The sequence below is a fragment of the Paraburkholderia sp. FT54 genome, from assembly GCF_031585635.1.
Taxonomy (GTDB): Bacteria; Pseudomonadota; Gammaproteobacteria; order Burkholderiales; family Burkholderiaceae; genus Paraburkholderia.
Genome location: NZ_CP134195.1, coordinates 1969379 through 1992257, shown reverse-complemented (window position 1 = coordinate 1992257; position 22879 = coordinate 1969379). Strand labels below are relative to the sequence as shown.

The window sequence follows — 22879 nt, the reverse complement described above, 5'->3', positions numbered from 1 at the left end:
CTAGGGCAGCTCGAAACTCAATACCGCTTCCGCCGCAAGCGTGTCCTGACGATTCTTGAGACTCTCCGCGAGCAGATCGCGGAATATGAGCAGTGTGTCGGCGCCGTACTGCGCGCGAAATCCGTTCAGGACTTCGGCGATGGCGGCCTGTTGTGTCGCCGGCGTCAACGTGCTGGCAATGTACGAACTGCCGCGCGCCAGATCCATCATGTAGGTGGATCTGTAGAGCGCCTTCTCTGCCTCTCGGGTGGATTTTCGTACGGTGGGCATCGTTGTTTTTCTCGTTTGGCTTTTCGTTGCATGTACAACCAGCAGCTCTCCTCCGCCGACGAGGCCAGGCGTTCTAATGCTTCGGCCTGACGCAACCATCTCCTTCTATCTCAACAGGTGAAGCTTAAGGGAACCTTATGCGCGGCGAACAAGGGGCACGCAGACGCATGTTCGATACACGCCCACCCATTCGCGTGATGAGTATCGGAATGCTCTGATGAATGCGCCGCGCTAACTACTTCTCAATATGCAAAAAAGGCCGTAAAAAACCGGCCTTTTCGTATGAAGACTCCACGATTGTTTGGTAGTACTACACCTGCGTCATACCACCGTCGACAGCCAGTTCAATCCCCGTGATAAAACTCGCTTCATCGGAAGCGAGGAACGAGACGGCCGTGGCGATCTCGTCCGGTTCGCCGACGCGGCCCAGCGGCGTGGTCGCGCTGGCCTGCTGGCTGAAGGCGTCGATCTGCTCGTCGCTCATGCCCAGTTCGGATTTGTAGGCCGGCGTGACCACCACGCCGGGCGCTACCACGTTGACACGAATGCCGCGGCCCTTCAGGTCGGTCGCCCATGTGCGCGCGAACGAACGCAGCGCGGCCTTGGTCGCGGCATACACGCCGAAGGCCGGCATACCCTTGCTTGCGGCGATTGAACCCGTGACGACAATCGCGCTGCCTGGCCGCATCAACGGCAAGGCTTTCTGCACCGTGAACAGCGTGCCCTTCACGTTGATGCCGAAGTACTTGTCGAACTGCGCTTCGGTGATCGCGCCGAGCGGCGAAAACTCGCCGCCGCCCGCGTTCGCGAACAGGATGTCGAGTCGGTCGTGGGCGGCCTGCACCGTGCTGATCATGTGCTCGAGGTCGGCGGCCGACGAGATATCCGCGCGAATCGCGGTGGCGCCATGGCCGATGCGCTCTACCGCGTCGTCGAGTTCGGCCTGACGGCGGCCGGTGATATAGACGATCGCGCCTTCCTGGGCGAAACGCGTTGCGGCGGCGAGGCCGATGCCGCTGCTGCCGCCGGTCACCAGCACGATCTTGCCGGCGTGTTTGCGGGGATTGACGTTTTCAAGTGCGGACTGATTCATGAACGGCTCCTGTGTATGAGGTCGGTTGACCATGACACCCAGCTTATTTCATGCACACACAGAGATAAATATGTATCCTGTGGTTTCTTTATCTACATTTGTGGATAATCTATCGGAATGGGGCTCACATGGATCACTTGCAGGCCATCCGCATCTTTGCGCGCGTGGTGGAAACCGGTGGCTTCGGCCGCGCGGCACAGTCGCTGCAGATGCCCAACGCGACGGTCAGCAAGTGGGTCAAGTCGCTCGAAGATCACCTGGGCGTGAAACTCCTCGAACGCAGCACGCGCAGCGTCAACGTGACGACGGACGGCACGGCGTATTACGAGCGCACGCGCCACCTGCTGAGCGAACTGGACGATATCGAGGCGACCTTGGGCCGCGACCGGGCAAGCCCGCGCGGCGTGCTGCGGGTCGACACCGGCGGCTCGACCGCAAGCGGTATTCTGATTCCCGCGCTCCCCGAATTTTGCGCGCGTTACCCGGACATTCAGGTGCGCTTGAGCGTGACGGACCGTACCGCCGATCTGATCGCGGAGAACATCGACTGCGCAATTCGCAGCTCGGCGGATGACCCTGCTTTGGTGACACACGCCATCGGCACCCTGCGCTGGACCACCTGCGCGAGCCCGGCGTATCTGGCCGAACATGGCGCGCCTTCACATCCGCGTCAGATCGTCGACGACCGGCATGCGGTGGTCGGCTACTTCTCGGCAAGCAGCGGACTCATGCAGCCCTTGCAGTTCTTCAAGGACGGCGAGCGTATCGTGCTCGACGGCGTGCGCAACACGGTGATGGTGAGCGAGAGCAATGCGCATCTGGCCACCGCGCTCGCGGGACTTGGCATCGTTCATACGCTGGATTTCATGGTGCGGCCGGCCGTCGAGCGCGGCGCTCTCGTGCCGATCCTGACGGACTGGCGGCCGGAGCCGCTACAGGTTTATCTCGCCTATCCGCCGAGCCGCCGTTACAGCACCAAAGTTCGCGTGTTCGCCGACTGGGTGAGCCAGCTCCGCGCGCTGCACGAGACTGCCTGAACGCGAGGCCTGCTACGCCATCGTCACCTGGTTTCGGCCGCCATGTTTCGATTGATACAGCGCCCGGTCCGCGCTCGCGAAACCCTCACGATACCCCGGCCGTGACGACTCGCTGATGCGAGTCAACGACGCGCCCACGCTCACCGTCACCCTGCCGAGCGGCGACGCGCGATGTTCGATCGCCAGATCCACCACGCCCTGGCGCAGCGTGTCGAGCGTCTCTTCGAGCGCTGCGTGCTCCGCTTGCAGCACTAGCAGGCCGAACTCTTCGCCGCCCATGCGTCCGACGATGATGCGTTCGCCATCGGCCGCCGCCTGCATCACCGAGGCCACTTTGCGCAGGCACTGATCGCCCGCCTGGTGACCGTAGGTGTCGTTGTACTGCTTGAACCAGTCCACGTCGACCACGACTGAACCCATGACGTCGCCGTCCCGCGCCTCTTTCCAGCGGCGCGTGATGCTCTCCAGCAGGAAACGGCGGTTGTACAACTGCGTCAGTGGATCGATCGCGGTAGCCGTGCGCATCTTCAGATCGTTTTCGATCATCGCGCGCAGGTGGTAGAACACGCCGCGCTGCCCCGCGTCGAGCCGGCCGGGCGACGGGTCCATCGCGCACAACGCGCCGACGATCTCGCCATTTGGCGCGCGCAGCGCAATCGCCGCATAAAAACGCACGAACGGATGACGCTGCACCAGCATGCATTCGCCGAAGCGCGCATCGTTATGCGCATCCTCGATGACGAACAGCTCGGCGTCGCGCACCGCATAGTCCGCAAGCGAGCGGGCACGCGTGACGAGCGGCATCGCCATGCCGACCTCGGCGCGGTAATGCTGGTACTCCTCGTCGAGCAGCGTGATCGCGGTGATCGCCGCGCCGGTCACGCTCTTGAGGATTTCCGCTGCGTGGGTGAAGCATTCGCGCATCACCTGATCGTCGTGCAGCAGCCATTCGATGACCGACGATTCCAGCTCGGGTTCGCCGGCGACGGACGAATCGAACTGCATGCGGCTGGACAGACGGTCGTTACTAAAGGCGAGTTGCACGGCTGGGGTTCCAGAAAGTAATCAGCTCGTGTCAACGGCACAACCACGCGAAACTTGAGCGGTCGCGAAGCGCGTCCGCGCGCGAACCGGACACGGCGGCGCGGATCGACGCGCCGCGCCAGGAAGTACAATTCACCCGCCGGTGACGCGCCGCCTCTGTTTACTCGAGCAAACAGGCGGCACGTCCTTTTCAACAGACAATTGCACACGCCCTTGCCGCGCGCTGCCTGACGCGCGACGCCGCCGACCCGTTCTCATGACGACAACCGCCCATCACCACCCGACGAACGCTTTGCTCATCGCCAACGTCCGCCTGGCCGACGGCACCCGTGTCGACGTCTCGATCGCCGACGGCCTCATCGTGGAAATAAGCGCGGCAAGCAGCGGCGCCGGTCTGCCGCGCGAGCCCGGCGTGACGTTCGAGGACGGCGCGGGCGCGTTGCTGCTGCCGGGTTTCGTCGAAGGCCATACGCATCTGGACAAAACCCATTGGGGCATGCGCTGGTATCGCAACGAGGTTGGGCCGAAGCTGACCGACCGCATCGAAAACGAACGACGCTGGCGCGCCGGGAGCGGTCATGACGCGGGCGCACAGTCGCTCGCGCTCGCCCGGGCGTTTTTACGGGCGGGCACGACGCGCCTGCGCACGCACGTCGATATCGACACCGACGCGGGTCTGCGCCATCTGGACGGCGTGCTCGCCACGCGTGACGCGCTGCGCGATGTGCTCGACATGCAGATCGTCGCGTTTCCGCAGTCGGGGCTGCTCGGCCGCGCGGGCACGGATACGTTGCTGGACAGCGCGCTGAACGCCGGCGCCGATGTGCTTGGCGCGCTCGATCCGGCGCTGATCGACGGCGATCCGGTGGCTTCGCTGGATCTCACGTTCGGACTCGCGCAGCGCCATCACAAGCCGATCGATATTCACCTGCACGAGCCCGGCGAAATCGGCGCATTCACGCTCGGCCTTCTGCTCGACCGTGTCGCCGCGTTGGGCATGCAAGGCCAGGTGGTGGTCAGTCATGCGTTCTGTCTGGGCGCGCTGCCCGAGCGCGAACGCGACGCGTTGCTCGACCGCCTCGCCGATCTGCGCGTCGCACTGCTGACCACGGCGCCCTCCTCGACGCCGGTGCCGCCGCTCAGAACCTGCCTCGAAAAAGGAGTCACGCTGTTCGGCGGCAACGACGGCATTCGCGATACGTGGACGCCTTACGGCTCGCCGGACATGCTCGAACGCGCCATGCTGATCGCGATGCGCTATGGCCTGCGCCGTGACGACGATCTCGCCCTTGCCTTCGACTGCGTGAGCAGCACGGCGGCGCGCGCTTGCGGGTTCGCGGACTACGGTCTGCACGCCGGCGCGCGCGCCGACCTCGTGCTGGTCGACGCGGACACGCTCGCGCATGCGCTCGTCGCGCGGCCGCCGCGCAAGCTCGTGGTGGCTAATGGCCGGATCGTCGCACGCGAGGGCACGGATCCCGAATCGATGAATTGAACACGACGATGGCGAGGCTGCGCGCATGCATCGCAGCGGCCGCGCCACGTCGCCCGCCACAAGGTATTTCGCACTCACATGATCAATCTCTTTCAGGCCATGCAGGCGTTCGTCAAGGTCGCCGACGCGGGCAGCTTCGCGCAGGCCGCGCAGCAACTCGGCGTCTCGACCTCGGTGGTGACGCGCCATGTGTCGAGCCTCGAAAAGCATCTCGGCATTCGCCTGTTCCAGCGCACCACGCGTAAGGTCGTGCTAACCGAAGCCGGCGCCGAGTATGCCGACGGCTGCCGGGTCCTGATGGCCGAACTCGAAGAGGTCGAATCGCGCGCGAGCACCACGTCGAAGGAGGTCGCGGGCGATCTGCGCATCGTGGCACTCGGCAGCTTTTCGCTGTTTCGCCTCACACCGCTGTTCGCGGAGTATCAGGCCAAGTTTCCGCATGTGAATCTGCGCGTCACGCTCACCGAAAAACGCGTCGACCTGCTCGAAGGCGGTTTCGATGTGGGTATCGTGACCGAGCATATGATCCGCTCGGAGTCGCTGGTGGTGCGCCGTCTGATCAACTCGCACGCGGTGCCGGTGGCGTCGGCCGCTTATCTCGCCCAGGCCGGTTATCCGAAAACGCCCGCGGACCTCGCGCGGCACCGGGTAATTACCGCGCCGCTCGACACGAGCCCGCAGAGCTGGATGTTCGGCAACGGCGACGGCGGCGAAGAGAGCATCGCGCTCGATGCGTCGTTCACGGTCAACAGCATGATCATGCAGAAACAGGCGGCGCTCGGCGCGATGGGCATCGCACTGCTGCCGCTCGAGATGGTCGACGATGAGTTGCGCGCGGGCACGCTGGTGCGGATTCTCGAGGACCACGCCGTGCTCAATGGCGACGTGGCGGTTTCGCTCGTGTACCCGAGCCGGGAGTTCGTGCCGCGCAAGATCCGCGAGTTTATCGATCTGGCGGTGGGTTTTTTCGAGTGAGTTGGCTCAATTGGAGGAGCCGCCTGCTAAGCGGTTTCAATTCTGAGCGAGTCGAACTCCACGGCGATCTCCGCTCCGACCGTTGAAAAGACGTAGGCGATATGGTCGCCGTGATGCCTGCCGAAATGCGCGGATCTTTCCAGCATGCTGATTGCCACGGCGTAGGCCTCGTTGTCCTGTTCGAGCACCTCGATCGCGTTGACGATGTTCAGCAGGCCGCCGCCCTCAATAGCGGCACGCGTGACGCCGCAAAAGGTAACGGTTGCACGCCGGGTCTGATCGTAAAGCGCGAGCGTCAACGTATTGGGCGTGCTGCCCCCCCCTTCCTTGCTGGTCGCGATAATGTCGATGTACCAGTCATGAAAGTTACCGAATTTCTCCAACTCATCTGCGATTGTCATGTCGTCTCGTCCTACGGAAGTACTGAGACCGGCCAGCCATGATCGCGGCCCCAATCGTCCCAGTTATGCGCGTGTGGGTTCGGTTGACCGTGATGGTTGTCGAAATCGATATCAACCACGGGCGCACCATCCGGCCCATACATGCGCCATTGTTTCTTCTTCCCGGGCGCGCTCTCCGCCCAAGCGTTCGGCTCTCCGTCAAACGGTATGCCGGCCAGTGCCATCGTGCCGGCAGGCAGTCTGCCGTCGCCGAACTCAAACGGCCGCGCACCACCGAACGCGCTGCGACTGGTTGCGATAGTATCAACCGGTCCGGCCTCCGATAGATCCGGGACGCCATACTTGCTGATCCACCCTGCTTTGGAGAAGATGACCGCGCTGGCAACGGGGACGGTCTGGAACATCGCCTGCATGAAATCCACGTTGATGCCGTCCTGCAGCGCTCGAATTTCGGCCCACGTCAATGGGTCAGCATTCATCTGTTCCAATTGGGCGCGGTAACGATCCGCGATGGAAACAAAAGGCTTTTCATCGCCGTCCACGGTGCCCCAAAACGGCGATGCTGGGTTGCGCTGCGAACGCATCACGCTCGCGGTTCCGGTAAGGCGCTCGGGAATGACCACGACGCTGTCGCCGCGCACCATGTCCTGCAAAGTCCGAACAACGTCCAGAGCGCTGCCGTTCTTCGCCAGCCGGTCGTGCCAATAGAAGTTCCGGTGCAGGAAGGTGCGTACTCGTTTTACCAGGCCAGCGTCTTTGGCCCATGCGTCCGCATAGGCCGCCAATGTGAACCGTTTGCCTTCGTCGACGGCCCGGTGCTGGTCGTCGCGCGACGCAAATGGCATAAACGCTCTGTCAGTGCGATACAACGTGTACCGATGCGAGGCGTCGCGTTTCAGTTCGGTGCCGCCCATTGATTGACTCCGCCAAGTGTGACGTCATCAATCTTGCTCAATGTCGGCGGAGCATTTCTGTAGGATTCGGCGGCATACCGGCTGGAAATTTCTGAAATATGGATTCACCGTCAACGGCTTTAGCTGGACCGCACCATAAAAACCAGTTGCCGTCGAATATCATCAACGGAAAAGGTGCACCGCTCAAAAACCGGTGCGCCTTCCACGAACCACAACGAGCTCCCCCGCCCCTCAACCCATCAAGGCCGCTCGCCGCGCGCGAGGCGTGCTTCGATGTCGTAGACCACCGGCATCAGATCAGCGACGCTGTCGATCACATAATGCGCGCCCGCCGCCTGCAGCTTCTCGATCGCCGCCTTGCGACGCCATGCGAATTCATCCGGCGCCAACGCCTTGACGTCGTCTTCGGCCATGCCGAACGCGTTGCCGCTCACCGCGACTCCGACCGCCCACGTGCCGCCATTGATGCCCTCTTCGATGCCGACCTCGGTGTCGTCGACCTTGATCGCATCCTTCGCGCGCCAGACGCCCAGTTCCGGCAACGTCTTATAGATCATGTACGGTGACGGCCGCCCTTCCGGCGTATCGCCGGTGCACACGATGCTGTCCGGCGAAAAGCCCTGCGCCGCCGCGCCCGGCACGATCTCGGCCATGATCTCGCGCGTGTAGCCGGTGGTCGTGCCAATGCGGATGTCGTCGCCGCGCAATGCGCTCGCTACTTCCGCCACACCGGGAATCACCGAACTGTAGCTCGCGGCCACCGCGATGTTCTTCGGCACGAATACGTCGTACACGGCGTCGATATCCGCTTCGCCCGGCGCGTGCCCGTATTTGTCGGCCCAGGCTTGCGCGACGCGCGGCAACGCCATCAGCGCCGCGATATGCGGACGCTTGGCCATGCCCATCGGGCCGCGCGCTTCGTCGATCGTGATCGACACGCCGAACTGTTCGAATGTCTCGACGAAAGCGCCCATCGGCGCCAGCGAACCGTAATCGACCACCGTGCCGGCCCAATCGAAAATCACTGCTTTGACGTGTTTCATTGACTTCGTTCCTCAGGCCGCTGCGGCCAATCTCTTGCGTTCTTCGATCGCGGCCGCCGGCGGCGCGGCATGCCCGACGCCCATGGTCCGCAGCGAACTGCCGCACGCCGCCACGACGCGGCGCATCACGTGCTCATCCACCTGGCCGATGCAGCCGATACGGAAGCTGTCCACCACCGTCAATTTGCCCGGATAGATGATGAAGCCCTGCTGCTTCATCAATTCATAGAAGCGCTCGAACTTGAACGACGGATGCGCCGGCGCGAAAAACGTCACGATGATCGGCGAGCGCCAGCGTGCGTTCAGCAACGGCTCGAAGCCGAGTTCGTGCATGCCGGCCACCAGCACGTCGCGATTGCTCGCGTAACGCGCAAGACGTCCGGCCTGCCCGCCTTCTAGTTTGTGCAGACGCAGTGCCTCGATAAACGCGGCCACCGTGTGGGTGGGCGGCGTGAAACGCCACTGCCCGGTGCGGTTCATCACGTCCCATTGATCGTAGACGTCGAGCGCGAGCGAGTGACTGCGGCCCTTCGCCTCCTGCAACGCACGCTTACGTGCAATCACGAAACCGAAACCTGGCACGCCCTCGATGCACTTGTTCGCCGACGACACGAACGCCTCGCAGGCAATCTCGCGCACGTCGAGCGGCACCGCGCCGAAGGCGCTCATCGAATCGATCAGCAGCTTGCGGCCCTTCTTCGCGGTGGCGGCGGCGATCTCCTCGATCGGGTTGAGAATCCCCGAGCTGGTTTCGCAATGCACGGCGACCACGTGCGTAATGCGCGGATCGGCGTCCAGCATGCGTTCCACCTCGGCGCCGCGCGGCGGCAGGTAGTCACCCTTGTCGAGCACCGTGCAGGCGCGGCCGAGATAGCCGAGCGTGGTCGCGGTGCGTTTGCCGTACGCGCCGTTGGCCAGCACGAGCGCGTGGCCGTCGCGTGGAATCAGGCTGCCGAGCATCGCCTCGACGCAATAGCTGCCGCTGCCTTGCAGCGGCACGCAGTCGTATTCGCCGGTTGTGTCGCCTGCGATCTCCAGCAGGCTGCCACGCAGCAGCGCGGTCATCGCGCGGAAATCGCCGTCCCAGGAGCCCCAGTCGCGCAGCATCGCTTCCTTGGTCGAGAACGCCGTGGTGAGCGGCCCGGGCGTCAACAGATACGGCTCGCCCTTCGCCGGCGGCGCGCACGTGACGGCGGCGGCAGCTGCGGCGTTCACGGCTGAGGAACGGTCGATCACGCTGTCCATGTTCGGAATCTCCGGTATCGCTGTTTCGGTGCCTCACACAGTACAGAAATACGTGGCATCGGTAAAATCGATATAATCGATGTGGGTATCGCAATAACTTATAGGCTAGCGAGGCATACGTGCAATACGCGCAATTGCGGGCGTTTCATGCGGTTGCGGAACATGGCGGGTTCTCCAAGGCGGCGCAGGCGCTCTCGCTCACCCAGCCGGCCGTGTCAGATCACGTGCGGCGGCTGGAACAGGATTACGGCGTCAAACTGTTCGAACGCGGGCCGCGTGGCGTCGAGACCACGGAACTCGGTCTGCGCCTGTTCAGCGTGACGCGGCAAATGCTCGGTTGCGAACGCGACGCGCGGCAGCTGCTCGAATCGGCGGGCGGCCTCGAATCCGGCTCGCTCTCGCTGGCCGCGGACGCGCCCGATCTGGCGGTCGCGCTGATCAGCGCATTTCGCAAGCTGCATCCGGGTATTGTCGTGACGCTGTCCATCGCCAACGCTGCGGACTGCATGCAACGCGTGCTTTCGAGCGCCGTCGACGCGGCCATTACCGCCGCGCCGCAAGTGCACAGCCGTCTCGAAGCGCGCGTGTTGCGGCGCGATCCGCTGGTGGCGATGGTGCCGATGAGCTATCCGGTGGCGAAGAAACGCAAACTGAGCTACACCGAACTGGTGCGGCAGCCAATGATTTTCCGCGAGTCGCAATCCGTCACGCAGCAGCTGCTCGAAATCGAACTGGTGCGCGAATCGTTGCAGGTGGAACCGGTGATGTACGTGGACGGCCGCGAGGCGCTCGAAGAAGCGGTCGCGCAGGGCATGGGCGTGGGGGTGATCGCGCGCGCCGAATTCAACGAATCGCGGCGGATCAGAATGATTCCGCTACAGGACTGTCAGGTGCGGATGATCGAATCGCTCACGCGGCTCGCCGAGCGGCCGGGATCGAATCTGCTGGATGCGTTGTTCGCTGTGGAGTTGACGAAGCCGGGTGCGGTTACGCCGGCGGGATGAAACAGTAAGCCGTCCGCAGGCATGCCTGCGGACGGCTTTCTTCGTTGTCACGCAATGTGGCGCAATGTGGCGTGACGCTAGCTCGTCACGCCACAAACTTTCGCGCCGAACCGCTTACCGCGATCCACCGCTCGCGATCAGGCTTTCACCCGTCAGCCAGCGTGCGTCGTCGGAAGCGAGGAAGGTGACGACATCGGCGATATCGTCAGGCTGGCCGATACGGCCGAGCGGCGTCGTGCTGACGGCCCAGGTTTCGAAGTCGGAGCCGAGGATGCCCCCGGTATGCGTGCCTTCGGTTGCAACCATGCCAGGATTCACGGAATTGACGCGGATCTTGCGCGGGCCGAGCTCGCGTGCAAGCACGCCCGTGATGCCATCGACGGCGCCCTTGGTGGCCGTATAGACCGCGCTGCCCGGCGGCGTGATGCGGCTCACCACTGAACTGATATTGACGATGCTCGCGCCTTCGCCGAGATGCTTGACCGCCGCCTGCGTAGTCAACAGCAGACCGAGCACGTTCACGTTGAAGTGCTTATGGAAATGCTCTTCGGTGATCTCTTCGATCGGCGCGAACTCATACACACCCGAGTTGTTGACGAGAATGTCGAGACGGCCATACGTTTCCACCGCCGAATCGATGATGCCTTGCGCGTCCGCCGCTTTCGACACGTCACCCGCAACGGCCACCGCCTTGCCGCCCGCAGCGGTGATCGCATCGACGACGCTGTCGGCGCCCGCCTTGCTCGACGAATAGTTCACCACCACTGAAGCGCCTTGCGCCGCCAATGCCTTGGCGATCGCCGCGCCAATACCTTTCGATGCACCGGTTACGACTGCAACTTTACCTGTGAGCTTGCTCATGATCGATTCCTTTAAATGGGATTCGCGCCGACGCTGTCGCGAAGATTCGCGGGTTGCGGTGGAAATGCACTGGCGCTGACACTGGTGACAATGTAGGGACGTCGGCCGTGTGGATAAAGCGGCTGAAGGCGAATAGATACGTCGGTTGAGCCGAACAATCGGACGACAGGCAACGCGGATGGCTGGAAGGCTTGATACGAAAGGCGGCGCCGTCTACTGACGCGCATGGGTGGATCACGAGTAAGCGCGCACATAACACCGATCGGCGATCTCCACTCTCGGATCACGCTGGACGGCAAGTGCAAGTATCTGCCGACCAAACCGTTCCGGGGCGTGCATGGACGCGCTCCTGCGAGAACGGCTCGATGCCGGCAATGCCAATGACACGGCTTACGGCGCAATGAATTCAGCACTTACGCAGCAACATGATCTGCGCGGCCACGCTGGCCAGCACCGCCAGCGCGCCGAGCGTATCCAGAATAATGGGCCACACGATATTGCTCCTTCCACGTTCGCTTTCACCGCTGCCTGATTAAACGAATGCGCGCGCCATCAATTGAATGCCCAGTCCAAGCAGACAGATAAAGAACCAGCGCCTGAAGGTTTGCGCGCCGATGCGTCCGCGCACGCGCTGTCCGATCCACATGCCGAGCAGCGCCGGGACCACGGCGAAAAGCGACTCGCCCAGATCGCCGGCGGCAAACGCGTGCTCTCGTGTGAGTCCGATCGCGAGCGCGATGGTCGAGACCGTGAACGACAAGCCGAGCGCCTGCACCAGATCCTCTTTCTTCAACGCCAGCCCTTGCAGATACGGTACTGCCGGCACCACAAACACGCCAGTGCCGCCGGTGACGACGCCCGTCACCGCGCCGATCGACGGCGACAGCCAGCGCTCGTGCCGCGGCGGCACCGAGAAGCGCCACGCCAGCAAACCGGCTACGGCGTAAAGCGTCAACGCGGCGCCGAGTCCGACCACGGCCCATTCGCCGCCCCCGCCCGCAATGAACGACGCGGCCGCGACCGTGCCGGCGACGATGCCCAGCATCATCGGCCACAAGCGTCTGAGGAGCGCCCGCACGCTCGGCCCCGCGAACAGTTGCCAGACGTTCGTCACGAACGACGGCAACAGCAGCATCGCGGCGGCCTGCGCCGGCAGCAGCATCGCGGCGGCCTGCGCCGGCAGCATCAGCGTGCCGAGCACGCCCATGGCGACAGTCGGCAGTCCCATGCCGGTCACTCCCTTGACGAAGCCGGCGACCACAAAGGTCGCGGCGACCACGCCCGCACGCATCGCAAACGAAGAGATCATCGGAATGTTGTGATTGAAGTGATGTCGGCAATTTTCAATCGCCGCAAGGCCGGCCACAATGCGTAAGATACTTACTGTGACTTAGGCTGGGGCTAAGGCAGCAACTCAGGCTGCAACTCAGCTGAACCTCACCGGCAACCACACGACAATCCGTTCCCCATGCGCTTCGACCTCATCGACCTCCGCCTTTTTCTGTACGTCCTCGAAACCGGCAGCATCACCCACGGAGCTACGCGCGCCAACATGTCGTTGCCGTCGGCGAGCGCGCGGCTACGCGGCATGGAAGACGCCCTCGGCATGCCGCTGCTCGAACGCGGCCGACGCGGCGTCGAATCCACCCCGACCGGCGACACGCTCGCGCATGACGCGCGACTCGTACTCGGGCAAATCGAAAGAATGCAGGGCGAACTGGGCGAGCATCAGGAAGGCCGCAAAGCCTGCATACGGCTGTGGACCAACACGGCGGCCATCACCGAGTTCCTGCCTTCTGCGATCGGCCTCTTTCTGCGCGACCACACCAACGTGCAGATCGACCTGAAGGAGCGTCAAAGCAGCGAAACGGTCAAGGCGGTGCTGACCGGCGCGGCTGAAATCGGCATCATTTCCGATGCGGTTGATCACGGCGCGTTGCAGACTTTCCCCTTCGCCATCGACAAACTGGTGTTGATCACGAGCCGCGACGACACGCTCGCCGCCCGCCGCCGCACGACGCTGGCGGAAGTGGCGGACAGGGAATTCATCGGACTGAGCGCGGACAGCGCGTTGCAAGCCTACCTTGGCGAGCGTGCGCTGCTGGCCGGCCAGCCGCTTCGCTTGCGCACCCACGTGCGGACATTCGACGCCATCTGCTGCATGGTCGAACAAGGCGCCGGCTTGGGCATCGTGCCGGCGACGGCGGCGAAGCGCTATCGCGGCACGCCCGGCATCCGCACGATCGAGCTGACCGATAGCTGGGCCGCGCGCCAATTGCTGATCTGCACGCGCGACCTGAACGCGATGCCGCGCCCCGAAAAGGCGCTGGTGCGGCATCTGGCCGGGATTTGAAGCTACGGTCCGGCACGCCTGCACCACCTATTATCAACCCGGTTGATCTAACAAACCATTTTTAATCGATTTGCCTGATTTATTGCGGTTTCTTATCCTTGACGCACAACCGCATGCGGCTCGCTGCATGCGCCGTCCGCTCCTTTTTTGCCGGCAAGATCATGGAAAGAACCACCTTCAACGTGCGCGTCGACCGCGTCCGCGACGAAGCGCATGGCGTGCGCTCGTTCAGCGTGTCGCGTCTGGACGGGCAACCGTTCGACCACTACGAACCCGGCGCACACATCGATGTCACCGGCCCATCCGGCGTCACGCGGCAATATTCGTTGTGCGGCGACCCGGATCAGCGCGACGCGCATCTGTTCGCCGTGAAGCGCGAAGCGACGTCGCGCGGCGGCTCGCGTTCGCTGCATGACGAGGTCACGGTCGGCAGCGAATTGACCATCGGTGCGCCGCGCAATCTGTTCCAACTCGCGCCGGACGCCACAGAACATATTCTGATCGCAGCCGGTATCGGCGTGACACCGCTCCTGAGCATGGCGTACCGTCTGCTCAGGCAACAACAGCGTTTCGTGTTGCACTATTTCGCGCGCAGCGCGGAGCACGCGGCGTTTTTGCCGCTGCTCTCGCGCGCGCCGTTCAGCGATTACGTCAAGCTTCACTTCGGCGTTGCGCGCGAGGGGCTCGACGCGGTGCTCGGCGATTGCCTCGCCAAGGCGCGTGACGGCGCGCACCTCTATACCTGCGGGCCCGCGCCTTTCATGGAGCGTGTGGTGGCGATCGGCGAAACGCTTGTCGCGTCCGAAGCGATCCATCTCGAACGATTCGCCGCGCAACCGGCTTCGGCCACAAGTGCCGAATCCGCCACGCTCGACACATTCGACGTGCGGATCGCGAGCAGCGGCGCGACCGTGCGCGTGGACAAGGACACGACCATCGTCGCGGCGCTGGCGTCGATCGGCATTGAAGTGGATACGTCGTGCGGCGAAGGTGTGTGCGGCACCTGCATGGTCGACGTGGTGAGCGGCACGCCCGAACATCGCGACCATTGTCTGAGCAAGGCGGAACGGGCGAGCGGCAAGGTGATCTGCTGCTGCATCTCGCGCGCCGCTTCGCCGGTTCTGGTACTGGACCTCTAAGGCTGATCACCGGCACGCCGAGCCTTTTCAACCGCGAAACAAAAAGGTGCTGCATTCGCAGCACCTTTCACACGCGCCTCTTCTTACCGGTCGTCGTCGCGAATCGACGACGCATGCCGGCACAGCGCGCGCACTTCGACATCCATATACGGAAACAGCGGCAACTGGCTCAGCACGTCGTGCAGATGCGCGGGGCTGTCCACGTCGAACACGCTGATATTCGCGTAGCGGCCGGCAATGCGCCACAAATGCCGCCACACGCCCTCCTGTTGCAGCCTTTGCGACATCGCCTTTTCATCGGCCTTCAGGCGCGCGGCGCGTTCGGCATCCATATCGGCCGGCAGGTTGACGGTCATCTCAACGTGAAACAGCATGCTTGCTCTCCTCTCTGATCGGTAACAAAAGGCCCCGGCGGCCCGGCCAATCGCGCCGCGCAACCAGGGCCGACAGATTCGTGCGATACGCCCGGGCGTTTTCTCTCAGGTGCCCGGCTTCAGCCCTGCGCAAGCGGCATCAGGCTTCAGCGCGCAGACGCTCCACTTCGGCGTCCGGCAGATTGTCGCGGTCCTTGAACAGCGTGAAGTCGAAATCGATCAGCGCGAAATTGCCGTCCACGCCATACGGTTTGCCTTCGGCGCCCTCGGCCTGCTTGAGCGCCGGCACGAGGCCGTCGCGCGTGGCGAAGGCGAAGTCGTCCCACAGATACGGATCGCCGTCGATGTTGATCTGCGTGGTCAGCTTGCGGAAACCCGGCGCGGAAACGAAGAAGTGAATATGCGCCGGACGATGTCCATGACGGCCCAACTGATCGAGCAACAGTTGCGTCTGGCCCTGCGGCGGCACGCTATAGCCGACCGGCACGACGCTGCGGAAGCTGTACTTGCCTTCGGCGTCGGTACGGATCGAACGACGCAGATTGAAAGCCGGCTGCGATTTGTCGAAGTACGAATAGTTGCCGAGATGGTTCGCGTGCCACACTTCGACGAGCGCATGAGCGAGCGGCTTGCCATCTTCGCCGAGCACGCGGCCGCGCATGATCAGCGTCTGGCCCGGATCGGTGCCGTCGTCGAGACGCGCATGCGCGTCGGAGACCGGCGCGCCGGCCACATACAACGGGCCTTCGATCGTGCGCGGCGTGCCGCCTTCGATACCGGCCCTGGTTTCCGCTTCATCCAGACGCAGGTCGAGAAAATGTTCGAAACCCAGACCCGCGGCCAGCAAACCGAGTTCGCCGCTCTTGCCGGCGTCGCCAAGATAGTTCAGCGCGGTCCAGAATTCGGCGGGCTGCACGTCGAGATCTTCAATCGTATAGAACAGATCCTGCACGATCCGGTTGACGATCTGCTTGGTGCGCGGATTGCCTTCGCTGGTGGCGCTGTCGTTGATCTTGTTGAGCAGTGCGTCGATAGTTTGCTTGTTCATGGGATATCTCCTTCGTTTGATGTTCTGGATGGCTAACGGATGAGCCTTCGGTGCTTCAGTTCGTGGTGACGCTGGCGCCTTTGCGCGTGTCGCGCCGCAGGCGGTCGATCTTGTCCCAGTCGAGCGCGATGCCAAGACCCGGACCGTGCGGCAGATGCAGCGCGAAATTCTCGTAGCGCAGCGGTTCGGTGAGAATTTCTTCGGTCAGCAGCAAGGGGCCGAACAGTTCCGTGCCCCACTTCAACTCGCCGAAGGTGCTGAAGAGCTGCGCCGAGGCGATCGTGCCGACCGCGCCTTCGAGCATCGTGCCGCCATACAGGTCGATATTCGCGGCGCACGCGATGGCCGCCACCTGCGCGGCACCCAGGAGGCCGCCCGATTGCGCGATCTTCACCGCGAAGACATCGGCGGCGCGCGCGCTGGCAACGGCGAACGCATCGGCCGGGCCATGCAAGGCTTCATCGGCCATGATCGGTACCTGCGCGAGGTCGGTCAGACGCTTGAGTCCCGCACGGTTCTCCGCGGCGATCGGCTGTTCGATCAGCGTCACGCCCGCATCGGCAAAACGCCGCGCGGCCCAGATCGCCTCCGATTCGCTCCACGCCTGATTCACATCGACGCGCACTTCACCGCGTCCTTCCAGCGCTTTCCGAATCGCGACGACATGCGCTACGTCGTCCGCCACCGCGCGCGTGCCGATCTTCAGCTTGAACACGCGATGACGCTTCGTCTCGTACACCTGCTCCGCTTCGTCGATATCGCGCTGCGTGTCGCCGCTCGCGAGCGTCCAAGCCACGTCCACGGAATCGCGCACACGGCCGCCGAACAACTCCGACAGCGGCACGCCGAGGCGCTGCGCCTGGGCATCGAACAACGCCGTTTCCAGCGCGGATTTCGCAAACCGGTTGCCCTGAAAGAGCTCGCGCAGTTTCGCCATCGCGGCGCCCGGACGCGTGGCGTCCAACCCTTTGAGCAGCGGCGCGAAATAAGTGTCGATGTTGACCTTGATACTTTCCGGGCTCTCCTCGCCATAAGCGAGGCCGCCGATCGTGGTGCCCTCGCCCACGCCGACCAACCCGTCGGCGCAACGGATGCGCACCAGCACCAGCGTCTGGCAATTCATCGTTGCGACCGAGAGGCGGTGCGGACGGATCGTCGGTACGTCGACGAGAATCGTCTCCACGCTCTCGATCTTCACGGGTGTTGCTATCATTCGTTGCTCTCCTGAACTGCCTGAACGGGAGCCCCATAATAGAAACAAACACGCGAAGCAGTCCAACACCGATTCCGACTACTTCCATACCTCAGGGGTATGCATGGAACTTCGCCAACTCCGCTACTTCATCGCGGTCGCGGAAGAAATGAACATCACGCGGGCCGCCCAGCGCCTGCACATGACGCAGCCGCCGCTCAGCCGTCAGATCCAGCAGATCGAGGAAAGCGTCGGTCTGGCGCTGTTCGAACGCGGTTCGCGGCCGCTGCGCCTGACCGAAGCCGGCCGCATTTTCTACACGCAAGCAAGGCGCCTCGTCGACGAAGCGGACGAACTCGCCCCGCTCACGCGCCGGCTTGCGCAACTGGCCGAGCGCGTGGTGATCGGTTTCGTGCCGTCCACGCTGTACGGCGCGCTGCCCGCCGTGATTCGCGCGTTTCGCGAGGCCGCGCCGCATATCGAACTGTCGCTGATCGAAATGTTCACGATCGAACAGCTCGCGGCGCTCAAGGGCGGCCGGATCGACGTCGGCTTCGGCCGCTTGCGTTTCGACGACGCGCAACTCGCGCGCGAGGTCCTTCTGGAAGAAAGAATGATTGCCGCGCTGCCGCAAGACCATCCGCTCGCCCGGCAGAAGAAGCCGCTAACCTTGGCGGCGCTCGCGCAGGAAACCTTGATTGTCTACCCGAGCACGCCGCGTCCGAGCTACGCCGACCAGCAGTTATCGGCCATGCACGACCATGCGCTCGAGCCGAAGGCGATTCATGAAGTGCGTGAATTGCAGACCGCCTTGGGCCTGGTGGCGGCGCAGGTGGGCGTCTGCCTCGTGCCGGAAAGCGTCGAAGGCTTGCGCGCGCACGGCGTCGTGTACCGGCCGATTCCGGCGGCCAACGTCGCTTCGCCGATCATCATGAGCCGCCGCTTGCAGGACGAGTCGCCGACCACCACGCTGCTATGTTCACTCGCCCGGGATCTGTTCAAACGGGCCTGACACCTCACTTCTCGTCGAAGCGCCGCACGATATCGGCCATCAGGTTGCGCAGCCACACGTTGCCCTCGTCCTGATCGAAGTGCTCGTGCCAATGCATTGTGACCGCCGCGATCGGCAAGGTCACGGGCAGTTCATAGATCTGAAAACCGCCGTCGCGGTTGAAGATGTGCGCGAGGCGCCGTGGCAGCGTGGCGAACAGATCCGTGACAGCCAAAACGCTCGGCAACGCCACGAAATGCGGTAGTTCCAGCGCGATATGACGCCCGACGCCTTGCGCGCGGAATTCGTCGTCGAGCGCGTGGTGGCTGTGCTCGACCGAGGTGATCTGCACATGCGACGCATCCAGAAACGCCTTCAGACTCAGCTCCTTCGTGCGCGGCAAGCCGTGGCGCTTACGCGTCATACACACATATGTCTCCTCGAACAACGCCTGATGCCGCGTGCGCGCGGTCAGCGCGGGCAGATTGCCGATGGCGAAATCGAGCCGGCTCGCGCGCAGTGCGTCTTCCATTTCTTCGACCGGCAACGGCTCGATACGCAATCTCACACGCGGCGCCTCGCGGTGCAAAGCCTCGCAAATCGGCGGCAGATACGCCAATTCACCCGCATCCGATAACGACAGCCGGAACGTGCGCGTGCTCACCGCCGGGTCGAAATGCTCCGCGTAACGCAGCGCTTCGCGCACGGTGTCGAGCGCGCGGGACACGATGGTCGACAGTTCCAGCGCGATCGGCGTGGGCTGCATGCCGGCGCGCGTGCGAATGAAGAGCGGATCGTCGAACAGCGTGCGCAAACGCCCTAGCGAATAGCTGATGGCGGGCTGCGAGAGCGCCAGCCGCTCGCCCGCGCGAGTAAGACTGCGCTCTTCGACAATTGCCTGAAAAACGCGCAGCAGGTTGAGGTCGACATGATCCAGCGAGTTCATCGAGATATCCATGCGGTTGATCTTATATTTCATTTTAGATCAATTTGACGCATATCAACGGCTCGGCCAGACTTCGCTTCATCGACCACCCCACCTGCAAGAGCCATGAGCGAATCCTCATATCAGACCGTCGACACGAGCGCGCTGTATCAGCGCGCCCAGTCCGATCGCGTGGCCCCGTCGCTGTACTACGACCCGGCCGTCTTCGAAGCGGAGCTCGAACGCATTTTCTACAAGACGTGGATCTGGGTCGCGCACGAAAGCGAACTGCCGAATCCTGGCGACTTCCGCACCACCACGATCGGCCGTCAGCCGGTGATCGTGGTGCGCGACAAGACCGGCGCGGTCAACGTCTTGCAGAACCGCTGCCGCCACCGCGGCGCGACCGTGTGCGAACAGCACAAGGGCAATGCGAAAGGCTTCACGTGCCCGTATCACAGCTGGACCTACGGCCTCGACGGCGCGTTGCGCGCGCTGCCATACGGCGACGGCTACGAAGGCGTGGTCGACAAGACCGAACTGCCGCTCGCCAGCCTGCGCGTGGGCATTTATCAAGGACTGATCTTCGCGAGCTTCAATCAGGAGATCGAGCCGCTCGAAGATTTCCTCGGCGGCGCGAAGCCGTGGATCGATCTGTTCATGAAACAGGGCGCGGGCTATCCGATCAAGGCCAACGGCGAACATCGCTTCCGCTTTAACGGCAACTGGAAGATCCAGCTCGAGAACACCACCGACCTCTATCATTTCCCGGTGGTCCACAAGTCGTGGATGAAATCGATCGACGACGAAACCGCCGCCGCGATCACGAGCTTCATGACGAGCGACGAAGCGTTCTGCCGCTCCCTCGGCAACGGCCATAGCCTCGCCGTGCTGGTGCCGGAAATCGTCGACCTCGACCGCGATGACGGCGCGCCGATTCCCGAACGCTTCGAAGCACTTGCGGCCTCGCTCGCCAGGGACCATGCGCCGGACGAAGTGCGCCGGATCGTGCGCTCGCTGATGGGCGTCGGCTTCAATCTGAATCTGTTTCCGAACCTCGCGCTGTCGATGGCTTTTTTCCGTGTGCTGCGGCCCATCTCCGCGAACGAGACCGAGATCCGCCACGTCGCCCTCGCCATGGACGGCGGTCCCGAAGAAGCGAACCGCGTGCGCCTGCGCATTCACGAACACTTCCAGGGGCCGTTCGGTTTCGGCAGCCCGGACGACGCCGAAGCTTGGGAGCGCGTGCAGCGCGGCTCGCAGGCCGGCCCCGATCTGCCGATTCTCGTGAACCGCGGTTTGAATCGCGAGAGCACGGCACCGAACGGCGAAAAGACCGCCCACGCCACCGACGAAACCGGCATGCGCGAAGCGTACGCGCAATGGCGCACGATGATGGAGCAAGCATGATGGACGACAGGAACACGCTGTTTTCGCAGAAGACATTTGCCGGCGCGATCGAACTCATCTGGCGCGAAGCCGAACTGCTGGACCGCAAGGACTATCGCGAGTGGCTCACGCTGTGGGACCCGACGGGCTTCTACGTGGTGCCGATCGATCACGACACCACCGACTTCGCCGCCACGCTGAACTACGCGTACGACGACCAGGGCATGCGCGAAAAACGCGTGCAACGCATGACGTCCGGCTATTCGGCATCGGCGAGCGACGCCGCGCGCACCGTGCGCACCGTGTCGCGTTTCACGCTCACGAGCGACGCCAGCGATGAAGTGACGGTGAATTCCGCGCAAGTCATCGTCGCGTACAAGCGCGGCAAGTCCACGCTGTTCGCGGCGGACCTCACGCATCGCATCAGTTTCAGTAGCGGCGAGGCGCGCATCGTGCAAAAGGTAATCCGCCTGATCGACTCGACCGAAGCGTTGAGCGCGATCGGCTTCCTGCTCTGATCCTCGAAACCGCGTGCTCGACACGCCGCTTGCCACCGCCTGCGTGATGATCAAGGACATTCCGGATACCGATTTCGGCATCGGCGGGCAGACCGCGAAAGCACTCGGGCGCTAGCGCCTTCCCCTTATCAATTAACGCGAACCAGCGGGCACGATCATGCAAAACGACACGCTTTCTCCCACGGCCGGATCGCCCCCTTTGCCCGCGGCGCCGGCCACCTCGCGGACGTTGCGGCGCATCATCATCGCCTCGGTCCTCGGCAATGCGCTCGAGTGGTACGACTTTTTTCTGTACGGTACCGCTGCCGCGCTGATCTTCGGACCGCTGTTCTTCCCGCTGCATGGCGACCCGCTGCTCGGCACGCTCGCCGCTTTCGCCGGCTTCGCGATCGGGTTCCTGGCGCGACCGCTGGGCGGCATCGTGTTCGGCCATATCGGCGACCGGCACGGCCGCAAACGCGCGCTCGTCGTCACGTTGATGATGATGGGCGTGGCGACCTTCGGCATCGGCCTGCTGCCGACATTCTCGCAAGTCGGCTTTCTCGCGCCGGCCGCGCTCGTGTGTCTGCGGGTCGTGCAAGGCATCGCGTCAGGCGGCGAATGGGGCGGCGGCGTGTTGTTGATCAGCGAGAGCGCGCCGGCCAATCGTCGCGGCTACTATGCGGCGTTCAGTCAGCTGGGCGTGGCGGGGGGCTTCGTGTTGTCGGCGGCCGCGTTCTATCTGGTGCAGCGCTTGCCGGTCGAAAGCTTCATGTCGTGGGGCTGGCGCGTACCGTTTCTTGCCAGCGTGCTGATTTTCGGCGTGGGCGTGTACATTCGCCGGCGCTTGCCGGAAAGCCGCGACTTCACGGCTGCCAAACCGAAACACATGCCCGTTCTGACGGTGTTGCGCAATCATCCGAAGCAGGTCTTGCAGGCGATGGGGCTGCGCGTCGCCGAAAACGGCGGGACGTATATCTTTCTTTCGTTCGTGCTGGTGTACGGCAAGACGATCGGTGTGCCGGTTTCAGTGATGCTCGGCGGCGTGATGGTCGCCATGCTGCTCGAACTCGTGACGATCGTACTGTGGGGGCGTCTGTCGGATGTGATCGGGCGGCGGCCGGTGTACATGATCGGCGCGCTCGGGTTGGTGGTGATCGCGTTTCCCGCTTTCTGGCTGATCGACACGCATCAGCCGATGCTCGTGTTCGTCTCGCTCGCGCTCGGCTTGCCCTTCTGCCACGCTGCGATGATCGGCACACAACCCGCGTTGATGGGCGAACTGTTCCCCACGGAAGTGCGCTACTCGGGCATGGCGCTCGGTCACGAAATCGCTTCGGTATTTTCCGGTGGACTCGCGCCGCTCGTCGCCACCGCGCTGTATGCAAAAGTGCGCGCGCCGTGGCCGGTCGCGTTGATGCTGATCGGCTTCGGCGTGATCACCGCCCTCACGCTCGTGACGATTCCCCGCAACACCAGCACCACGCATGATTGAGCCGAGATCGGCCGGCCGGCGCGGCAACGAGCGGCAGCATATTCGAGTAGACGCGCTTCGCTGCGCCGCGCGGATTCGCGACGGCGCCGTGCGG

Annotated in this window: 24 protein-coding genes and 1 pseudogene; 12 read left to right on the top strand and 13 right to left on the bottom strand. The window is 63.5% G+C overall.

Features of this window, described 5'->3' with window-relative positions; all coding sequences use genetic code 11:
- Both RI103_RS09360 and RI103_RS09355 read right to left on the bottom strand, forming a co-directional pair.
- Positions 1-270 (bottom strand): hypothetical protein, encoded by a 270-nt coding sequence (locus RI103_RS09360; protein WP_310815053.1) that lies wholly within the window; start codon positions 268-270, stop codon positions 1-3.
- A 310-nt stretch (positions 271-580) separates the two neighbouring features.
- Positions 581-1363, bottom strand: a complete 783-nt coding sequence (locus tag RI103_RS09355; RefSeq protein ID WP_310815052.1) for a glucose 1-dehydrogenase — start codon at positions 1361-1363, stop codon at positions 581-583.
- Between the two features lie 128 nt (positions 1364-1491).
- On the opposite strand from RI103_RS09355, the gene RI103_RS09350 reads away from it, so the two are divergent.
- Positions 1492-2400: a LysR family transcriptional regulator gene (locus RI103_RS09350; protein WP_310815051.1), complete on the top strand. Its 909-nt coding sequence runs from the start codon at positions 1492-1494 to the stop codon at positions 2398-2400.
- A gap of 12 nt (positions 2401-2412) precedes the next feature.
- On the opposite strand, the gene RI103_RS09345 is transcribed toward RI103_RS09350, so the two are convergent.
- Entirely contained in the window at positions 2413-3444 is a 1032-nt protein-coding gene (locus RI103_RS09345) for a sensor domain-containing diguanylate cyclase (RefSeq protein ID WP_310815050.1), read from the bottom strand.
- Between the two features lie 256 nt (positions 3445-3700).
- Here RI103_RS09345 and RI103_RS09340 point away from each other — a divergent pair, with 256 nt between their 5' ends.
- Both RI103_RS09340 and RI103_RS09335 read left to right on the top strand, forming a co-directional pair.
- A complete protein-coding gene (locus RI103_RS09340; protein ID WP_310815049.1) occupies positions 3701-4939 on the top strand; it encodes an amidohydrolase family protein in 1239 nt (412 codons plus the stop codon).
- 78 nt (positions 4940-5017) lie between these two features.
- Complete coding sequence (locus RI103_RS09335; protein ID WP_310815048.1) at positions 5018-5914, top strand: LysR family transcriptional regulator; 897 nt, start codon at positions 5018-5020, stop codon at positions 5912-5914.
- Positions 5915-5940: 26 nt separating this feature from the next.
- Here the strand turns inward: RI103_RS09335 and RI103_RS09330 are convergent, their stop codons facing one another.
- The 4 genes from RI103_RS09330 to RI103_RS09315 all read right to left on the bottom strand — a co-directional run bounded on the left by RI103_RS09330 (position 5941) and on the right by RI103_RS09315 (position 9517).
- Positions 5941-6315, bottom strand: a complete 375-nt coding sequence (locus RI103_RS09330) for a hypothetical protein (protein WP_310815047.1) — start codon at positions 6313-6315, stop codon at positions 5941-5943.
- Positions 6316-6326: 11 nt separating this feature from the next.
- The gene (locus RI103_RS09325) at positions 6327-7229 is read right to left on the bottom strand and encodes a hypothetical protein (protein WP_310815046.1); all 903 of its coding nucleotides are present in this window, start codon (positions 7227-7229) and stop codon (positions 6327-6329) included.
- Positions 7230-7468: 239 nt separating this feature from the next.
- Entirely contained in the window at positions 7469-8272 is an 804-nt protein-coding gene (gene phnX / locus RI103_RS09320) for a phosphonoacetaldehyde hydrolase (RefSeq protein ID WP_310815045.1), read from the bottom strand.
- Between the two features lie 12 nt (positions 8273-8284).
- Positions 8285-9517: a 2-aminoethylphosphonate--pyruvate transaminase gene (locus tag RI103_RS09315; RefSeq protein WP_310815044.1), complete on the bottom strand. Its 1233-nt coding sequence runs from the start codon at positions 9515-9517 to the stop codon at positions 8285-8287.
- 119 nt (positions 9518-9636) lie between these two features.
- On the opposite strand from RI103_RS09315, the gene RI103_RS09310 reads away from it, so the two are divergent.
- A complete protein-coding gene (locus tag RI103_RS09310; RefSeq protein WP_310815043.1) occupies positions 9637-10521 on the top strand; it encodes a LysR substrate-binding domain-containing protein in 885 nt (294 codons plus the stop codon).
- A 114-nt stretch (positions 10522-10635) separates the two neighbouring features.
- Here the strand turns inward: RI103_RS09310 and RI103_RS09305 are convergent, their stop codons facing one another.
- Positions 10636-11382 (bottom strand): glucose 1-dehydrogenase, encoded by a 747-nt coding sequence (locus RI103_RS09305; RefSeq protein WP_310815042.1) that lies wholly within the window; start codon positions 11380-11382, stop codon positions 10636-10638.
- A 337-nt stretch (positions 11383-11719) separates the two neighbouring features.
- Here RI103_RS09305 and RI103_RS09300 point away from each other — a divergent pair, with 337 nt between their 5' ends.
- Complete coding sequence (locus tag RI103_RS09300; protein WP_310815041.1) at positions 11720-11914, top strand: hypothetical protein; 195 nt, start codon at positions 11720-11722, stop codon at positions 11912-11914.
- On the opposite strand, the gene RI103_RS09295 is transcribed toward RI103_RS09300, so the two are convergent.
- Positions 11915-12691, bottom strand: a complete 777-nt coding sequence (locus tag RI103_RS09295) for a sulfite exporter TauE/SafE family protein (RefSeq protein WP_310815040.1) — start codon at positions 12689-12691, stop codon at positions 11915-11917.
- Between the two features lie 159 nt (positions 12692-12850).
- On the opposite strand from RI103_RS09295, the gene RI103_RS09290 reads away from it, so the two are divergent.
- Together RI103_RS09290 and RI103_RS09285 are read left to right on the top strand one after the other, a co-directional pair.
- Positions 12851-13735, top strand: coding sequence for a LysR family transcriptional regulator (locus RI103_RS09290; RefSeq protein WP_310815039.1), 885 nt, complete (start codon positions 12851-12853; stop codon positions 13733-13735).
- A gap of 161 nt (positions 13736-13896) precedes the next feature.
- Positions 13897-14874: a PDR/VanB family oxidoreductase gene (locus RI103_RS09285; RefSeq protein ID WP_310815038.1), complete on the top strand. Its 978-nt coding sequence runs from the start codon at positions 13897-13899 to the stop codon at positions 14872-14874.
- Between the two features lie 83 nt (positions 14875-14957).
- On the opposite strand, the gene catC is transcribed toward RI103_RS09285, so the two are convergent.
- The 3 genes from catC to RI103_RS09270 form a co-directional block, all read right to left on the bottom strand.
- Positions 14958-15248 (bottom strand): muconolactone Delta-isomerase, encoded by a 291-nt coding sequence (catC, locus tag RI103_RS09280; protein WP_091800467.1) that lies wholly within the window; start codon positions 15246-15248, stop codon positions 14958-14960.
- A 139-nt stretch (positions 15249-15387) separates the two neighbouring features.
- Positions 15388-16296 carry a catechol 1,2-dioxygenase gene (catA, locus tag RI103_RS09275; RefSeq protein WP_310815037.1) on the bottom strand — a complete coding sequence of 303 codons (909 nt, stop codon included), beginning with the start codon at positions 16294-16296 and terminating at the stop codon, positions 15388-15390.
- 55 nt (positions 16297-16351) lie between these two features.
- On the bottom strand, positions 16352-17509 hold the full coding sequence (locus tag RI103_RS09270) for a muconate/chloromuconate family cycloisomerase (protein WP_310815036.1): 1158 nt from the start codon (positions 17507-17509) through the stop codon (positions 16352-16354).
- A gap of 103 nt (positions 17510-17612) precedes the next feature.
- On the opposite strand from RI103_RS09270, the gene RI103_RS09265 reads away from it, so the two are divergent.
- Positions 17613-18500, top strand: coding sequence for a LysR family transcriptional regulator (locus tag RI103_RS09265; protein WP_310815035.1), 888 nt, complete (start codon positions 17613-17615; stop codon positions 18498-18500).
- 4 nt (positions 18501-18504) lie between these two features.
- Here RI103_RS09265 and RI103_RS09260 read toward each other — a convergent pair whose 3' ends face one another.
- Entirely contained in the window at positions 18505-19425 is a 921-nt protein-coding gene (locus tag RI103_RS09260; RefSeq protein ID WP_310815201.1) for a LysR family transcriptional regulator, read from the bottom strand.
- Between the two features lie 105 nt (positions 19426-19530).
- Between RI103_RS09260 and RI103_RS09255 the strand changes: the two genes are divergently transcribed.
- From RI103_RS09255 to RI103_RS09240, 4 genes and pseudogenes are all read left to right on the top strand, one after another.
- Positions 19531-20814 carry an aromatic ring-hydroxylating dioxygenase subunit alpha gene (locus RI103_RS09255; RefSeq protein ID WP_310815034.1) on the top strand — a complete coding sequence of 428 codons (1284 nt, stop codon included), beginning with the start codon at positions 19531-19533 and terminating at the stop codon, positions 20812-20814.
- Positions 20811-21311 (top strand): aromatic-ring-hydroxylating dioxygenase subunit beta, encoded by a 501-nt coding sequence (locus RI103_RS09250; RefSeq protein ID WP_310815033.1) that lies wholly within the window; start codon positions 20811-20813, stop codon positions 21309-21311. The genes RI103_RS09255 and RI103_RS09250 overlap by 4 nt, the downstream gene beginning before the upstream one ends.
- A pseudogene (locus RI103_RS09245) lies at positions 21298-21426 on the top strand (tautomerase family protein); the annotation flags it as partial. The gene RI103_RS09250 and the pseudogene RI103_RS09245, both read left to right, overlap by 14 nt.
- A gap of 42 nt (positions 21427-21468) precedes the next feature.
- Positions 21469-22785, top strand: a complete 1317-nt coding sequence (locus tag RI103_RS09240; RefSeq protein WP_310815032.1) for an MFS transporter — start codon at positions 21469-21471, stop codon at positions 22783-22785.
- The last annotated feature ends 94 nt before the right edge of the window (positions 22786-22879 follow it).

What these genes read in the sequence shown, in the direction of transcription:
- RI103_RS09360 (WP_310815053.1), bottom strand. Translation starts at nt 270, where the DNA reads ATGCCCACCGTACGAAAATCCACCCGAGAGGCAGAGAAGGCGCTCTAC.
- RI103_RS09355 (WP_310815052.1), bottom strand. Translation starts at nt 1,363, where the DNA reads ATGAATCAGTCCGCACTTGAAAACGTCAATCCCCGCAAACACGCCGGC.
- RI103_RS09350 (WP_310815051.1), top strand. Translation starts at nt 1,492, where the DNA reads ATGGATCACTTGCAGGCCATCCGCATCTTTGCGCGCGTGGTGGAAACC.
- RI103_RS09340 (WP_310815049.1), top strand. Translation starts at nt 3,701, where the DNA reads ATGACGACAACCGCCCATCACCACCCGACGAACGCTTTGCTCATCGCC.
- RI103_RS09335 (WP_310815048.1), top strand. Translation starts at nt 5,018, where the DNA reads ATGATCAATCTCTTTCAGGCCATGCAGGCGTTCGTCAAGGTCGCCGAC.
- RI103_RS09330 (WP_310815047.1), bottom strand. Translation starts at nt 6,315, where the DNA reads ATGACAATCGCAGATGAGTTGGAGAAATTCGGTAACTTTCATGACTGG.
- RI103_RS09325 (WP_310815046.1), bottom strand. Translation starts at nt 7,229, where the DNA reads ATGGGCGGCACCGAACTGAAACGCGACGCCTCGCATCGGTACACGTTG.
- phnX (WP_310815045.1), bottom strand. Translation starts at nt 8,272, where the DNA reads ATGAAACACGTCAAAGCAGTGATTTTCGATTGGGCCGGCACGGTGGTC.
- RI103_RS09315 (WP_310815044.1), bottom strand. Translation starts at nt 9,517, where the DNA reads ATGGACAGCGTGATCGACCGTTCCTCAGCCGTGAACGCCGCAGCTGCC.
- RI103_RS09305 (WP_310815042.1), bottom strand. Translation starts at nt 11,382, where the DNA reads ATGAGCAAGCTCACAGGTAAAGTTGCAGTCGTAACCGGTGCATCGAAA.
- RI103_RS09300 (WP_310815041.1), top strand. Translation starts at nt 11,720, where the DNA reads ATGGACGCGCTCCTGCGAGAACGGCTCGATGCCGGCAATGCCAATGAC.
- RI103_RS09295 (WP_310815040.1), bottom strand. Translation starts at nt 12,691, where the DNA reads ATGATCTCTTCGTTTGCGATGCGTGCGGGCGTGGTCGCCGCGACCTTT.
- RI103_RS09290 (WP_310815039.1), top strand. Translation starts at nt 12,851, where the DNA reads ATGCGCTTCGACCTCATCGACCTCCGCCTTTTTCTGTACGTCCTCGAA.
- RI103_RS09285 (WP_310815038.1), top strand. Translation starts at nt 13,897, where the DNA reads ATGGAAAGAACCACCTTCAACGTGCGCGTCGACCGCGTCCGCGACGAA.
- catC (WP_091800467.1), bottom strand. Translation starts at nt 15,248, where the DNA reads ATGCTGTTTCACGTTGAGATGACCGTCAACCTGCCGGCCGATATGGAT.
- catA (WP_310815037.1), bottom strand. Translation starts at nt 16,296, where the DNA reads ATGAACAAGCAAACTATCGACGCACTGCTCAACAAGATCAACGACAGC.
- RI103_RS09270 (WP_310815036.1), bottom strand. Translation starts at nt 17,509, where the DNA reads ATGATAGCAACACCCGTGAAGATCGAGAGCGTGGAGACGATTCTCGTC.
- RI103_RS09265 (WP_310815035.1), top strand. Translation starts at nt 17,613, where the DNA reads ATGGAACTTCGCCAACTCCGCTACTTCATCGCGGTCGCGGAAGAAATG.
- RI103_RS09260 (WP_310815201.1), bottom strand. Translation starts at nt 19,425, where the DNA reads ATGAACTCGCTGGATCATGTCGACCTCAACCTGCTGCGCGTTTTTCAG.
- RI103_RS09255 (WP_310815034.1), top strand. Translation starts at nt 19,531, where the DNA reads ATGAGCGAATCCTCATATCAGACCGTCGACACGAGCGCGCTGTATCAG.
- RI103_RS09250 (WP_310815033.1), top strand. Translation starts at nt 20,811, where the DNA reads ATGATGGACGACAGGAACACGCTGTTTTCGCAGAAGACATTTGCCGGC.
- RI103_RS09240 (WP_310815032.1), top strand. Translation starts at nt 21,469, where the DNA reads ATGCAAAACGACACGCTTTCTCCCACGGCCGGATCGCCCCCTTTGCCC.